Raw genomic sequence first — 13,499 nt, 5'->3', positions numbered from 1 at the left:
GAGCCGACCGGAAGTGCTTAGTCCTGTGAAGCCGCCGTACTGGGCTCGGCGGTCGCCGGTGCGGTGGTCTTGTTGTCCGTGGCGGGCATCGCGATCACGGCGACCACGGTGAGGATGGCCCCGGCCAGTACAGCCAGGAAGACAGCCCCGGACGCCGAGACGACGGTGTGCGGATCTGTGTGACCGCCCGGAGCGCCTGCGTAGATCGCGTTGGCGACCGCGCCGAACACTGCGACACCGATGGAACTGCCGATCGACCGGGCGAAAAGATTGGTACCGGTGACCACTCCGCGCTCATTCCAGTCGACACTGGACTGGGCGGCGATGAGGCTGGGGGTTGCCACCAGCCCGAGTCCGAGCCCCACGATGAAGCAACTCGCCGCGACCAGGAGGACGTTGGGTGTGGCGGCGGTGAGGGCAAGCACTGCCGTACCGATGACCGTGATCGTGATGCCGATCAGCGCGGTCTTCCGGAACCCCATCCGAAGATAGAACCGGCCCGATTGGGAGGCACTGATCGGCCAGCCGATCGTTAATGCTGCCAGTGCAAGCCCGGCCAGGATCGGGGAGGTCGAGAGGGCTCCTTCAAGAAATGTGGGAACGTAGGAGGTGAGACCCAGCATAACCGCGCCGACGCCAAAGGAGATCAGCGCCGTCGTCGCCAGCAGCCGCCGGGAAATTACCCACGGCGGCAGGACCGGCTCGGCCGCCCTGCGCTCGACGAAAATGAACGCGGCGAACAAGAGCGCTCCGCCGGCGAAGACCGCAACGCTGATGGCCGAGGTCCAGCCCCATGCCTGGCCGCCTTCGAGGGCCCCCAGAATGATCAGGGTCAGCGCGACGGTCAGCAGGCCTGCCCCCAGGTAATCGACCCGGTGCTTGGTACGTTCGACATTCTCGTGGAACGTTCGGAGAAGCATCCACCCCGCCAGGAGGCACAGCGGGATGTTCACGAAGAAGATCCCCCGCCAGAAGCCGAGGGCCGAAAACACGCCGCCGAGCGTCGGGCCAACCACGGAGGACACCGCCCACACGCTCGCAAGGTAGCCTTGCACCTTCGCCCGCTCGGTCAGCGTATAGATATCGCCGGCGATCGTGATCGCCACGGGCTGGACTGCTCCGGCACCCAGGCCCTGCAGCACGCGGAACGCGATGAGGGCAGGCATGCTCCATGCCACGCCGCAGAGGATCGAACCGAGGAGGAACAGCCCGATGCCGATCAGGATGATCGGTTTACGGCCGACGACGTCGGAGAGCTTCGCGTAGACGGGCACGGACACGGCCTGCGCCAGCAGGTAGGCAGAGAAAAGCCACGGAAAAGACGCGAACCCGCCGATGTCCTGCACGATCGACGGCACCGCCGTTGCGACGATGGTCGAATCGATCGCCACCAGCCCCGTCGAGAGCATTAGGGAAATCAGTATGGGGCCGCGCTTCGAGCGGAAGCCGACTCCCTCTGCAGGCGTTGCCGTCACGTCATCTCATTCCGTCGTCATCAAAAGCGCCGGGCGCAGACCCGGGCCGGCCCTTGCTGCATAACTGCTTGATCCAAGGAATTAGTCCCGGTCCCGCCGAGGAATCCACGGCAATTGGCGGCGGCACCTCATGGAGTCACCTGGCTCCGGCACGCACCGCTCCGGGCCGTCAGCGCGCTGGCTCACCCGGCCGTGCCCGCTTTCGCGGCGTAGGCGGTGGCCTGGGCCCGTACTTGGCGAATGTAGGGACCGGACTGGTTGTAGGAGTAGATGGCGTCGGTCCACCCTTGGCCGGTAGAGAGGTCACGGCCGTGGGCGCACAGATACGCCGCTGCGCTGAGGGCGGCGTCATCGATGTTGAACGGGTCCGCCTTTCCGTCCCCGTTGCCGTCCTGCCCGGCAAGCTGCCAGGTGGAGGGAATGAACTGCATGGGCCCGACGGCGTGGTCCCAGCGGGCGTCGCCGTCCAGGGCACCGCCGTCGGTGTCCCCGATGGCGGCGAACCCGTCGCCGTTAAGGCTCGGGCCCACGAGGGGGCCGCTCGCCTGCCCTGCGGCGTTGAGGCTGCCGCCGCCGTAGGTTCCGTGCGCCGATTCGACGGAGCCGACAGCTGCCACCGTGTTCCAGCCGATCCCGCACGCCGGAGCCGCCTCGTTGGCCGTAGCGGCCGCCGCAACGTAGGCGCGGAGCGCGCGGGCAGGGATCCCGGTCTGCGCGGCAGCCCGGACGAGCCACCGGGCATCCGGACTGCGGGTCACGTTCACGGCGGTAGTGATCCCGGCGGAGGACAGGTCCATCTTCGCCCCCGCGCGCGGCGGTGCGGGAAGGACCCCGCCGGCTGCGCCGGGCTGCCGGGTTACCCAGAACGAGAAGGCAGCGATGACGCACACGGCGAACAGGCCGAGAACAAGGAAGCGTCTGAGACGGAGCACTGACTAATCAAACCACGCCCTCAATCGGCTAATTCCGGTCAAGGCTGAGACGGGGAAACAGCGCCTCCGCGTTGCCGCGGTCTATCGCCGCGCGCAGTACGGGGCCCAGCGGATACTTCTCATACTGCATGTTCAGGAAATCAATCGCTGCCGCGGGGGCGAACGGGAAGTCAGTGCCGTAGGTGATGCGGCCCGGGTCAGCTACCTCGAGCAGGCTGGGCAACGCCGCCGGGCTGGCGGATAGGGCCACATCGTAATAAAACCGCCGCAAGATGGACAGCTTCTTATCTCCCAGGGCCGCCAGCGCGCTGAGGGCCTGGTCCTTGTCGTTGAGCATCGTCAGCAGGATCCTGTAGGCGATGAAGGGCACGAATCCGCCCGCGTGCGCCAGGATGAACTTGACGCCCGAGAACTTCTCCATCGCACCGGACAGGACCAGGCTGATCGCGGTGCGGGTGGTGTCGAGCAGGAAATCGGCGGCAAAGGAGGGTACACCGGGCACCGCCGGGGCCGGAAGCTCACCGGGGTGGATGAAGACCACGGCCCGGCGGTGGTGCAGGAACTCCAGCAGAGGCTCAAATCCCGGATCTCCCAGGTAGCGGCCGTCATTGTTGGCCAGCAACACGACCCCGTCCGCCAGGAGGGTGTCCAAGGCGTACCGGGCCTCCGCGAGGGCGCCTTCCACGTCCGGCAGTGTGAGGGTCGCAAAGAACCCGAACCGATCCGGCCGGGCGGCCACTACCTCCGCGCAGAACTCGTTGACCTCCCTCGCCCTCAACCGCGCTTCCATCGCATCCCGGAAGTAGACGCCGGGCGTGGACAGGGAAAGGATGCCGGTCTGCACGTCGTGCCTGTCCATGAACTTCAACGCCGAGCGCTCGGACCACGACGGCAGACCAATCCCACCGGGGTCTATCCCCTTGTCACGCATCCACCGCGCATACCCCGGCGGAACGATGTGCTGGTGCGTGTCGATACGGTACGGCGGGCCCATCCGAATCCCCTGCCAACAGGTTCATTTCAGTCTGGTTGAGCGGGGCAACTGCTCAGGTTCCGCAGAACGTGCGGTACGCGCCGAAGTCATCCGGCGCGCCAAGTGCGTATCGCTCGAGACCGGGGCGTTCGTTGTACGGGTCGGTGACCGCATCCAGAAGCCGGAACAGCGGCCCCAGGTCGCCGCCGGTGGCAGCGGCCAAGGCTTCCTCCACCAGGTGGTTGCGGGGAATGTACGCCGGATTAACCCGGTCCATCATGTCGGCGTCCGGGTTCAAGGCACGCCAGCGCCCAGCCCAGTCATCAAACGCCGTCCCATCCGGAATGAGCTGCCGGGCTGACTCAGGGCGGCCGCGGGCCGCATTGCCGAGGCTGCGGAAGACCGCGGTGTAGTCCACGCGTCCCCGCTGCAGGAGGGTCAACAGCTCCTCGACGAGGGGCGACGTCACCTCATCCCCGAGCCCCGGACGGAATCCAAGCTTCCTGTTCATGCCCGCCGCCCAGGCAGCACTGTACTGCCGGCGGAAATCGTCCAGTGATTCCACCGCAAGCTGGATGGCTGTCTCCTGGTCCTCATGCAGCAGGGGCAGCAGCGACTCGGCGAGACGGGCGAGGTTCCATTCCGCCACCACTGGCTGGTTCCGATAGGCGTAGCGCCCGCTTTCGTCGATCGAACTGTAGACGGCGGCGGGGTCGAACGCGTCCATGAAAGCACACGGGCCGTAATCGATGGTCTCGCCTGAGATCGTCATGTTGTCCGTGTTCATTACCCCGTGGACGAATCCCACCAGCATCCAGTGGGCCACCAGCGACGCCTGCGCAGCAACCACCGCGTGGAAGAGTGCGAGGTAGGGGTTTTCGGCTTGCGCCGTCGCCGGATAGTGCCGGGAGATCGCATAGTCGGCGAGGCGGCGAACGAGACCGGCGTCCCCCGTGGCCGCGGCGTACTGGAAACTGCCCACGCGCACATGACTCATAGCGACGCGGGTGAGCACGGCTCCCGGCAACACAGTGTCACGCTGCACGGGACGCCCCGTTGCCACCACGGCGAGGGACCGTGTGGTGGCAACGCCTAACGCGTGCATGGCTTCACTGACAAGATATTCGCGCAACATCGGCCCGACGACGGCCAGACCGTCTCCCCCGCGGGCGAACGGTGTACGTCCGGAACCCTTGAGATGCATGTCCCGCGGCATGCCGTCGGCGTGCGTGATCTCACCGAGCAAGAGGGCGCGCCCGTCGCCGAGCCGGGGGGCGTACCAGCCAAACTGGTGGCCCGCGTAAGCCTGCGCGACCGGAGTGGCATCAACGGGGAGCCGATGCCCGGTCAGCAGGCCCACCCCTTCGGCACTTCGTAAGAAGTCAACGTCCAGGCCCAATTCGGTTGCCAGCGGGTCGTTGAGCACCAGTAATTGAGGGTCAGCGATGTCCTCTGCCCGCCAAGCAATGGCCATCTCCGGAAAGTCCCGGGCGAAGTGGCCGCTCAACGTGACGGCTGATAGGGACATGGCATCCATGCATCCAGAATAGCCGTCACACGATGAACGGTGACGGCTCGCACCGCGACCATTCCCGCAGACCCGCGCGGCCGTATCGTCCCGCAGCAAACCGGCCTACATGGAGCATCCGCCGGGGACCTGCACTTGTGCGACATCCGAATCATCGGCTGCGCGGTGACGGTATACGTATCACGGCCCAAATGCTCTATCAGCAAGGACCCTTGAGGGCCACGCTGTCGTCAGGGCGAAAGGGCGGACCCGATGAAGATCCTGGGAATTGAAGGCTGGCGCGCGTGGACGTGGCTTTCCTGGCTCGTGGCGGCAATGTTGTCGTTGGCCTTCCTTGACCTGACGGTGTTTGGAATAGCGGTCCCCGCCTCGGCGCTTCTTTTGGCTGCTCTGACCGGTCCGGTGGGCTGGCGGCGCGGGCGCGTTGACAGATTGGATCTGGCGGTGGTGGCAGCACTGTACATTGCCGTCGTGGCGCTGTTCCGCGTAGCCTTCACCGTCTTCACGACCGCCAACGTTCTCGGTCTTTTCCTCTGCTTTGGTGCAGGCTTGGTCCTGGGGGTCGCAGGGCCGGTTTTCTACACGGTTAGGCGGGGGCTTCCGCTGTCCGATCTGGGCCTGGGACTGGACAACTGGAAGCAGGCGACAGTGCTTGGACTCATCCTGTCCCTTATCCAGTTTGCAATCACGCTTCTCGGCTACCGGCTGCCTGCACCTGTTGGCTGGGTTCCGTTGCTCGTTATGTCTTTGACGGTAGGTGCTTTCGAGACCGTGTTTTTCCGTGGCTTCGTCCAGATGCGCCTGAGCGCGAGTTTCGGTCAGGCGCCCGGCATAGCAATCGCGGCTGGCCTGTACGCGGTTTACCACGTCGGTTACGGGATGGGCGGTGATGGAATGGTCTTTCTGTTTGGGCTCGGGGTGCTCTACGCGGTTGCGTTCGCTTTGGTCCGCAACGTCCTTGTGCTGTGGCCGTTGCTCACGCCGCTGGGTTCGTTCTTTAACAACCTCAGCCGCGGTGACATCGAGCTGCCGTGGGAGGCGATCCTGGGATTCGCCGACGTCCTGGTCCTCATGGTCGCTGCAGTCTGGCTGGGCCGCCGCCGGCTACAGCGAAAGAAACGGCCGGCAACGAAGCCTGCTCTAGGAAAAGATCGGTGACGGCGGCCTTAAGCGCCCTCCTCGCTGCCGTTCGCTCAGCCGGACTCCGTGCCGGAGAGGCAACCCTGCCGCAGGCACGGTGCCGCCCACGTCCTAAGTACCAGGGAAGGATCTTAGCCGTGGAAGATAACGCGCTGCGGCGACTCACCGGCTGGGCCGCCATTGGGATGCTGGTGTTCTGGGCGGCCCAGTTTCCGCTGTATCTGGTGCAGGACCCTTCGGTTCGAATATACGACGGCGCCGCCGGCGCGGCGGAGGCATGGCGGATTCGCAACGTCATCTTCACCCGGATCCTGCTCGATTTGGGCCTGTACGTGACAGCGATGATGTTCGCTGCAGGGCTAGGCGATCTTATCCGACGGGCCGACCGGCGATACCGGTGGGCGGGGTCGCTCGTGGTCGCTTCCATGGCCGTGTGGGTCGGAGTGACCCTGGTGGCCAACGGATTGGAGGGTGGCCTGGCGCTGGATGCCATGGCTCCGGAGCCGGACCCGTCAGTGAACCGTGCCCTCACCATGGGGTACATGCTGATCTACAACAGCTCAATCGCTTTCGCCATTACCGGGCTCTTCCTCGGTGCCGCCGGCTGGTCGACCGCCGCCACCGGTGTCCTACCGCGCTGGACCCGGTGGATCGCCTACCTCGGGGTCCTGCTGTGCGCAGCGGCCGTGCCGTCAATGTACGGCGGTCCCTTGGACCCAGCCGGGTTCTACAACGCTGCCGGGTGGGGCCCGGTGGTTGTCGCCAACCTCCCGCCGGCAGTGTGGGTGGTCCTGGCGGCTGTGTTGCTGCTGCGCGGCCCCGGGCCCGCGACCCGCGTGGCGGTGGAACGACGATGAGGGGAAGACAATCAGGGATGAACACGAGGATGCCGCAGCCCATCGATGTCGCCGACGGCGTATACCAGCTGCGCACCGGTCGGGGCCGGCTCGCCTCTCACGTGTACCTCGTGCGCTCCGGCCCGAGTGGGTTCTCGTCGATGCCGGGTGGCCACACGCCGGGCAGCGGATCTTTGCGGTGGCGGAGCTGCTGTTGGGTCCGGGCACCCGGCCGGCGTCGATTGTGTTGACGCACGTCCACCCCGACCACTCCGGATCGGCTCCGGCGTTGTCCCGCCGGTGGGCGGTGCCGGTCTACGTGCATCCTGCCGAGCTGCCACAGGCCCCGGGGAAGCTCCTGGAGGAGTACGCCAATCCCCTGGACCGGTGGGTGCTGGGTCCTCTGCTAAGGCTGCTGCCGCCGGGGACGATCCAGGCGGCGGACCTAACCGACGTCGCGCACCCCTTCGATCCGGCCCAAGGGATGCCCGGACTGCCCGGGTGCCGTTGCATTCCTACCCCGGGGCACACGCCCGGCCACATCGCTCTCTTCCGGGAGGCTGACGGCGTGCTGCTCACCGGCGATGCGGTGACGACGGCGTGCTGCTCACCGGCGATGCGGTGCTGACGGTGGACCTCAACACTGTGCGGGGCCTGCTGGCCCGTGCGCCGAGCGTCAGCGGCCCGCCGTGGATTACGACCTGGGACCGGGTTGCGGCGGAGGCCTCGATCGCCGTGCTCGCCGAACTGCGGCCCCAGGTGCTTGCGAGCGGCCACGGGCGCCCGATCGTCGGGCCTTCGGCGGCCGGGCAACTGGCAGACCTCGCCGCCCGTGGTGCCGCCCCGGAAACCCTCCAGCAGGCGGCGCCCGTTGAGTACAGCGCCGTGGTCGCGACCCGCCCAGGCGGCCCGGAAGTGCTGGCGATCGCACGTCGCGAGCTGAGGGCGCCACGCCGCGGCGAGGTCAGGGTCCGTGTCGAGGCTTGCAGCGTAAGCGCCGTCGACGTGCAGGCCCGCCGCGGGCTGTCGACGTATCCGCCGAAGTTCCCGTTCGTGCCCGGCTACGCTGTCGTCGGCATGGTGGACGCCGTCGGCCGGGCGTCGCCGCAGTCGCTGTCGGGGACCGGGTGGTAGCACTGACCGAGAGGGGCGGGTACGCCGAGTACGTCTTTGTACACCGCTACCCCATGATGCGGATTTCCGCTGGCCTGGACGCGGGCGAGGTGGTGGCCGTGGCGCTGAACTACCTGGTGGCACACCAGGTCCTGTCACGAGCAGCCCGGCTCCGGCGAGGGCAGACGATCCTCGTCACGGGAGCCGCCGGTGGGATCGGCACAGCCCTAGTTCAGCTCGGGCAGCTGCTGGACTTAAGAATTTACGGGGTCGACACTGCCGCGAAACGCGCCTGGCTCACCGCCAACGGGGTGGTGCCCCTCGACGGCAGCGACGAGGATGTGGTCGGTAACTTGCGCCGACTGGAGCCTCAAGGGGTCGACGCGGTGCTAGACGGAATTGGCGGCGAATGGGTCGACCACGGCCTGGCCGTGCTGCGACCCGGGGGCGTCCTCGTTGAGTACGCCAATCCCGGCAGCCCCACCGCGACACTGCGCCTGCTTGGCCGGGCGATCGGGAACAACCTGGTTCCCCGCGGTACGAAGATCCGCCTCTATGGGACGACATCGTGGCGGCTGGACCGCCGCCCGCTAATGGATGCCTGGGCGACTCTCTACGAGATGCTCGAGTCCCGGCGGATCAGTCCGGTGATCGCAGGCCGGCTCCCCATGCTGGAGGCCGGGCAGGCCCACGCGCTGCTGGAGAACGGAGGCGTCGTAGGCACCCTCGCCCTTTGCATGCCAGCAGGACCGCGCTAGTCATCGGAGGCCGGCGGCTCCGCATCAAGTCTCTTGCTGCTGTTCTTGTCGGCCCCATGCTCGATCAGAACGACGCCACGGTACCGGTGGGGGTCCCGTCCCACGCTGCCAGCTAAAACGTTCCACCTTTGTGCGTAAACTCAGCTTTATGGAAAAACCCGGGACGCTCTTCGGATGGGCATTTGGCGACGCCGCCCGCGCAGATGAACGCGGATACCTGGATGAGCTCCGCCGCGAGGCTCTGGAAAACGCAACCCAGGATGCCGATAGGCGGGGATTCAAAGTGGAAGCCGGCGAAGAAACCTATGCGGTCCTGCAAGCCGGAGAAACGCTGGTTGACGTCGAAAACGCCCCGGACCGGCTTGTTGTCCGGTGCACCGTTAAGCTCACCGGTCCGGGGTCGGAAAGCGTTCATGCCGTGGGACCCATGAACGGCTAGAGGCATCAATAATTGGCTGGAAGCCCCACGGCGAGTGGTCCATTCGGAACTGCCCCGGGCGCTACGCGCCGGCACCGAAATCTGACAGACATAGTAGGTAAGCGGGCCCCGGCCCACACTTACGGCCCCCAACAAAAGATGGGCCCGCCGGGGCCCATCATAGAAGCTTTGTCCACACTCAGCCCCGTCCGGACCCCAAAGTGTGGACACTGTCCACACCGCGGTTCTCCTTACGAACTCTGCTACAGCGGTTTTCGCCAACCTCCAACTCTCGTCGGGGTTCGTAAACCGATTTGCTAAGATGTCGCTCGATTGAGCATCCGCTCCTCGATAAAGGCAAACCCGGTGCGAGCCGGGGACGCAAAGCCACGGGGCCCACGAGGTCAGCCGGGCTACCGAACAGCAAAGGTCCCCGGTATGTTCCTGACTCCCGATTTGCCATGCGTCCAGCCCTGCGTGGCGCAGCCACAGAAGCCCAGCCTTAGTAACCGGGGCATTTGATGGCCGGGACTGACAAAGCAGCACCCGGCACGTCAACGGGGATCACCCGCGTTTTGCTGCGGGTTGTTACGGACGACGCTGGCCCCGACGGCGTGGACCGGGTCCTGCGAAGGGCAGGGCTGAGCCACCGGCGGGACCAGCTTCTGAGTGCGGATGGGAGGATTTCCTATCCGGACAAACTGCGGCTTTTCGAAGCTGCCGCTGACGAGCTCGCGAATCCGCGGATCGGACTCCGCCTGGGTGCCGTGTCGTTGCAAGACGACGCAATGGAGCCGTGGCGCCGGCTGGGCCGGGAACAAGGCTCGCCTGCAGCCGCGTTCCGCGGCGTCTCCCCGTTCTCCACGCGCTTTGATTCCGCGACCTTGCTCGTGTGTGATCGGGCTGAAGAGGGATCAGCCTCGCTCACCTGGAAGGTCCTGCCTCCCTACAAACCCAACAGGGTCGACTGCGACGCCCAGATAAGTTTCCTCGCCCAGGTCCCCGTCCTCTTCGGGCTTCCTCGCGCGCGTGTGGCCCACGGCAACGCATGCCAGGTCACAGGCGCCTCAGAGTGCCGCTACGAGGTCACGTGGACCGTACCACCGCTTCAGCGTCTTTGCGGTCTGCTGCGCAAACCCGCAGCGAATAAAAGGGTAACCGACCCCCGCTCAGTGGCCGAGCACAGGCTGCGCACGTTGGAGGGCGCCGCTGCGGACTTGGCGAGCATGGACTCATTGGAAGAAGTCCTGGACCGGATTCTGGACCGCACGGACAGCGCAGTACACGCCCCTGGCCACCTTCTGGCCGTGCGCACACCCGGCGGGGGGCGCCATGTTCGGACCCGCGGCCTTGGGGATGTACTGGCGGCGGCGCTGGATGAGAACGGAACTGCCCTGTCGCCGGACTCGTCGATTTTGGACGGACTACCCGTGATGAGCGCTCCAGTGGAGTCCGCGAGACATTTTTACGGCGTTCTGGCCGCCGTGGCGCATACCGGGCAGGAATTCTTTCCCGACGACGCCGAGGCCCTGGCATCCTATGCACAGCATGCCGCCGTCAGCCTCGATATTGCGGGCGTCGTCGCCGAGGCCCGGGAACACGGAGAAACGGCTCATCTGCTGCTCAACGTCTCCGGTTCGCTGGCTCAGCACTCCACGGTGCTCTCGCTGGCCGGCTCGATTGCCGACGCTGTACCGACCCTCTCCGGCGCCGACCGGTCCGCGATCGCACTTTGGGATCCCGAAGCCGAACGCCTCCGGATCGCAGGGATGAGCGGATGGCACGGTGAGTCGGCAGAACGCCTCGCTTCCTACATCGTCGCCGCCCAAGACAGCCCCGAACTTACCCACCTGCTTGCCAGCCGCGCTCCGCTGCTGGTGGACAGCCGCGGGTCGGACTGGGCCCGTGGCATGCTTGACGAGTTCGATATCTCAGCCCTGGCTGCTGTGCCGATCCTAACCGGGGACCAGCTCGCAGGTATCGTACTGGCGCACTGGACAGGGGCAGCCCCGGCCACCCTGAACGGCGCCCTTACCGATCGTCTCAGCGGCCTGGCCGCCCTGGCCGCCGTGGCTCTGGAGAGAATTCGACTCCTTGAAGATGCCCGCCGGCAGGCTCTGCATGACCCGCTCACCGGCCTGCCCAACAGGGCCTTGTTGGAGGACCGGCTGGAAGCTTGCCTTGCGCGGGCCGCCCGGGATGGAAGCCAGGTCGGCCTCCTCTTCTGCGACGTCAACCGGTTCAAAAGAATCAACGACGGACTCGGCCACGGCGCTGGTGACAGCGTGCTCCGCCACATCGCCGCCCAGCTGCAAGGGGCCGTACGCGATGCGGATACTGTCGCCCGCTACAGCGGTGACGAGTTTGTGGTCCTCCTGCCCGATCTCGACGCCCCTTCTAGGGTCGACCAGGTGGCTGCCATGATCCGTTCAAGCCTGGCGAAACCCGTCGAGATCGGCGGCAGGAAGGTGTTCGTCGACATTTCGATTGGATCCACCGTCGGCGGGGCAAGCCCCGGCGATCAGGCGAGCTCGCATGCAGAAGCGGGCCGGCGTCTCGTAGCGAAAGCGGATTTCGAGATGTACCGGGCAAAAGCCCGGGCCCGGGGCCACACCCCGCCGCGAAACCAGCGCACGGACTACCTGCGGCTCGAGGCTGACCTGCGCGGGGCCGCCGCCCGCGGCGAGCTGCGCGTCCAATTCCAGCCCCAATTCGACATGGCAACGAAGTCCGTAGTCGCTGCCGAAGCACTTGTCCGTTGGGAACATCCCGAACTTGGCCTGCTGGCGCCGGGAGAGTTCATTCCCCTAGCGGAAGACAGCAACCTCATCGCTGAGGTCGGCGCCCATGTCCTCTCCGTGGCCTGCTTTGCCGGCGCTGGCTGGCGGGCGGCGGGTCACTCCATGGAGGTTGCTGTCAACGTGTCGTCAGTCCAGCTCAGCGACGCGGCCTTCCCGGCGCTGGTACGGGAGACCTTGAGCCGCTCGAAATTACCTGCCGCCGCTCTCACCTTGGAAGTCACCGAGTCCCAGGCCATGACCGACTCCTCCGTGAACGATCGCAACCTCCGCGAGCTTCGCGACCTTGGTGTCGGTATTTCCATAGACGATTTCGGAACCGGCTATTCCTCCCTCGCCCAGTTGCACAGGCTGCCGGTCACAGAGGTCAAGATCGACCGGTCTTTCACCACGCGGCTCGGTGAAGAGGGATCCGATGCATTTATCGCCGGGATCGTCGGGCTGGCCCATGGTCTCGGCCTGCTGGTGGTCGCCGAAGGAGTCGAGACATCAGATCAGCTATCCGCCCTAACGAAGATTGGCTGCGGCCGCGCCCAAGGGTTCCATCTGGGCAAACCGATGGATGCCCCAGAGTTCGAGAAACAGCTCGAACGTTCGTGCCCAGCGCTGACCACGCAGCAATCCGCTGTCCCGGTTGCCGGAAGTGTTCTCTGGACCCTCATGTCGGACGCCGGCGAAGCGCGCCAGCTAATTCATCGCGCCGCTGAGAAGGCGGGCTACAGAGTGGAGGGCTCGGAAGGGGCGGAGCTACGAATCCAGGTGCCCCGCTCCATCCGCCGGCGGCGGAGGCCTGCGCGGTTGACCGGCGCAATGTCAGCCACCGGCTGGCGCACCGACGTCGTATGGACATCTGACGACGGCGGAACTGAGCTCGACGACCTGCTGCTCGAGGCCGAGGAAAATCTACCGGAGGGCGCCATGTATACCCACGGCCTCACGGACGCGGCGGCCAGGGCAGGACTCAGTTTCAGCGGCAAGCAAGCAGTCCGGCGGATTGTTGGCCTCTTGGACCCGCACGATGTTGTCCGAGCGGTGGGGAAAGGGCACCTCAACGACGAACCCGGCTTCGTAGTCCTCACGGGCACGCGGCTGATGTTCGTGCCGGAGAGGAGGGAATCATCAGCGGGGGTGACCGCCGTGGTGCAGAGCTCGATCGAGTCGATCCTCCTCGGCAAACGGAGTTCCGGCGAGACCTTAAAAATCAAAATGGCCGGAGGAGTCCTGGACGTCACGCGGCTAGGGCACGGGGAGGGACACGGCATCGTAAAAAGCTTTAGGGAAATCGCTGTCGAGCGGGAACGGATCGACCCAAACGGGAGGGACGTACGCGGCCTTCCCGGCGAAGGGGTCGAATAGGGCCGGAGAGCTGAGTCTTCCGGCCGAAAGCAGCCGTGACAGGGCGACTTCAACATCCACAACACAACCGCCATTACGTCGGGACTAATTGGATTGGGGACGATATGGAGACGAACTCTCTCCACGCGGTGGGGCTATTTCGGCCCTGGATCGAGGATTGCTGTGTCCGGGG

Annotated in this window: 11 protein-coding genes and 1 riboswitch; of the genes, 7 read left to right on the top strand and 4 right to left on the bottom strand. The window is 65.9% G+C overall.

Features of this window, described 5'->3' with window-relative positions; translation table 11 throughout:
• Window positions 1–17 precede the first annotated feature (17 nt).
• The 4 genes from AC1MBE_RS00055 to AC1MBE_RS00040 all read right to left on the bottom strand — a co-directional run bounded on the left by AC1MBE_RS00055 (window position 18) and on the right by AC1MBE_RS00040 (window position 4,917).
• A complete protein-coding gene (locus AC1MBE_RS00055; RefSeq protein ID WP_479779927.1) occupies window positions 18–1,409 on the bottom strand; it encodes an MFS transporter in 1,392 nt (463 codons plus the stop codon).
• A gap of 248 nt (window positions 1,410–1,657) precedes the next feature.
• Complete coding sequence (locus tag AC1MBE_RS00050) at window positions 1,658–2,407, bottom strand: lytic transglycosylase domain-containing protein (RefSeq protein WP_479779925.1); 750 nt, start codon at window positions 2,405–2,407, stop codon at window positions 1,658–1,660.
• A gap of 28 nt (window positions 2,408–2,435) precedes the next feature.
• Complete coding sequence (locus tag AC1MBE_RS00045; protein WP_479779923.1) at window positions 2,436–3,401, bottom strand: amidohydrolase family protein; 966 nt, start codon at window positions 3,399–3,401, stop codon at window positions 2,436–2,438.
• Between the two features lie 52 nt (window positions 3,402–3,453).
• On the bottom strand, window positions 3,454–4,917 hold the full coding sequence (locus AC1MBE_RS00040) for a protein adenylyltransferase SelO (RefSeq protein WP_479779921.1): 1,464 nt from the start codon (window positions 4,915–4,917) through the stop codon (window positions 3,454–3,456).
• 243 nt (window positions 4,918–5,160) lie between these two features.
• Here AC1MBE_RS00040 and AC1MBE_RS00035 point away from each other — a divergent pair, with 243 nt between their 5' ends.
• From AC1MBE_RS00035 to AC1MBE_RS00005, 7 genes are all read left to right on the top strand, one after another.
• Window positions 5,161–6,066, top strand: coding sequence for a CPBP family intramembrane glutamic endopeptidase (locus AC1MBE_RS00035; protein WP_479779919.1), 906 nt, complete (start codon window positions 5,161–5,163; stop codon window positions 6,064–6,066).
• 119 nt (window positions 6,067–6,185) lie between these two features.
• Window positions 6,186–6,905, top strand: coding sequence for a hypothetical protein (locus AC1MBE_RS00030; protein WP_479779917.1), 720 nt, complete (start codon window positions 6,186–6,188; stop codon window positions 6,903–6,905).
• 178 nt (window positions 6,906–7,083) lie between these two features.
• Window positions 7,084–7,512: an MBL fold metallo-hydrolase gene (locus AC1MBE_RS00025; RefSeq protein ID WP_479779916.1), complete on the top strand. Its 429-nt coding sequence runs from the start codon at window positions 7,084–7,086 to the stop codon at window positions 7,510–7,512.
• Window positions 7,485–8,018 carry an alcohol dehydrogenase catalytic domain-containing protein gene (locus tag AC1MBE_RS00020; protein WP_479779915.1) on the top strand — a complete coding sequence of 178 codons (534 nt, stop codon included), beginning with the start codon at window positions 7,485–7,487 and terminating at the stop codon, window positions 8,016–8,018. Before AC1MBE_RS00025 ends, AC1MBE_RS00020 begins: the two co-directional genes overlap by 28 nt.
• Window positions 8,012–8,755 carry a zinc-binding dehydrogenase gene (locus AC1MBE_RS00015; protein ID WP_479779914.1) on the top strand — a complete coding sequence of 248 codons (744 nt, stop codon included), beginning with the start codon at window positions 8,012–8,014 and terminating at the stop codon, window positions 8,753–8,755. Before AC1MBE_RS00020 ends, AC1MBE_RS00015 begins: the two co-directional genes overlap by 7 nt.
• A gap of 148 nt (window positions 8,756–8,903) precedes the next feature.
• Window positions 8,904–9,194 (top strand): hypothetical protein, encoded by a 291-nt coding sequence (locus AC1MBE_RS00010; protein ID WP_479779912.1) that lies wholly within the window; start codon window positions 8,904–8,906, stop codon window positions 9,192–9,194.
• A 325-nt stretch (window positions 9,195–9,519) separates the two neighbouring features.
• A riboswitch (cyclic di-GMP riboswitch) is annotated at window positions 9,520–9,594 on the top strand.
• Window positions 9,595–9,694: 100 nt separating this feature from the next.
• Window positions 9,695–13,327 carry an EAL domain-containing protein gene (locus tag AC1MBE_RS00005; RefSeq protein ID WP_479779910.1) on the top strand — a complete coding sequence of 1,211 codons (3,633 nt, stop codon included), beginning with the start codon at window positions 9,695–9,697 and terminating at the stop codon, window positions 13,325–13,327.
• Window positions 13,328–13,499: the final 172 nt, after the last annotated feature.

This window comes from Arthrobacter sp. BG5, from assembly GCF_056680155.1.
This window is presented reverse-complemented; position numbering and strand designations above follow the sequence as displayed.

Coding starts and splice junctions, on each gene's coding strand:
- AC1MBE_RS00055 (WP_479779927.1), bottom strand. CDS start 1,409: ATGCTCTCGACGGGGCTGGTGGCGATCGATTCGACCATCGTCGCAACG.
- AC1MBE_RS00045 (WP_479779923.1), bottom strand. CDS start 3,401: ATGGGCCCGCCGTACCGTATCGACACGCACCAGCACATCGTTCCGCCG.
- AC1MBE_RS00040 (WP_479779921.1), bottom strand. CDS start 4,917: ATGGATGCCATGTCCCTATCAGCCGTCACGTTGAGCGGCCACTTCGCC.
- AC1MBE_RS00035 (WP_479779919.1), top strand. CDS start 5,161: ATGAAGATCCTGGGAATTGAAGGCTGGCGCGCGTGGACGTGGCTTTCC.
- AC1MBE_RS00010 (WP_479779912.1), top strand. CDS start 8,904: ATGGAAAAACCCGGGACGCTCTTCGGATGGGCATTTGGCGACGCCGCC.
- AC1MBE_RS00005 (WP_479779910.1), top strand. CDS start 9,695: ATGGCCGGGACTGACAAAGCAGCACCCGGCACGTCAACGGGGATCACC.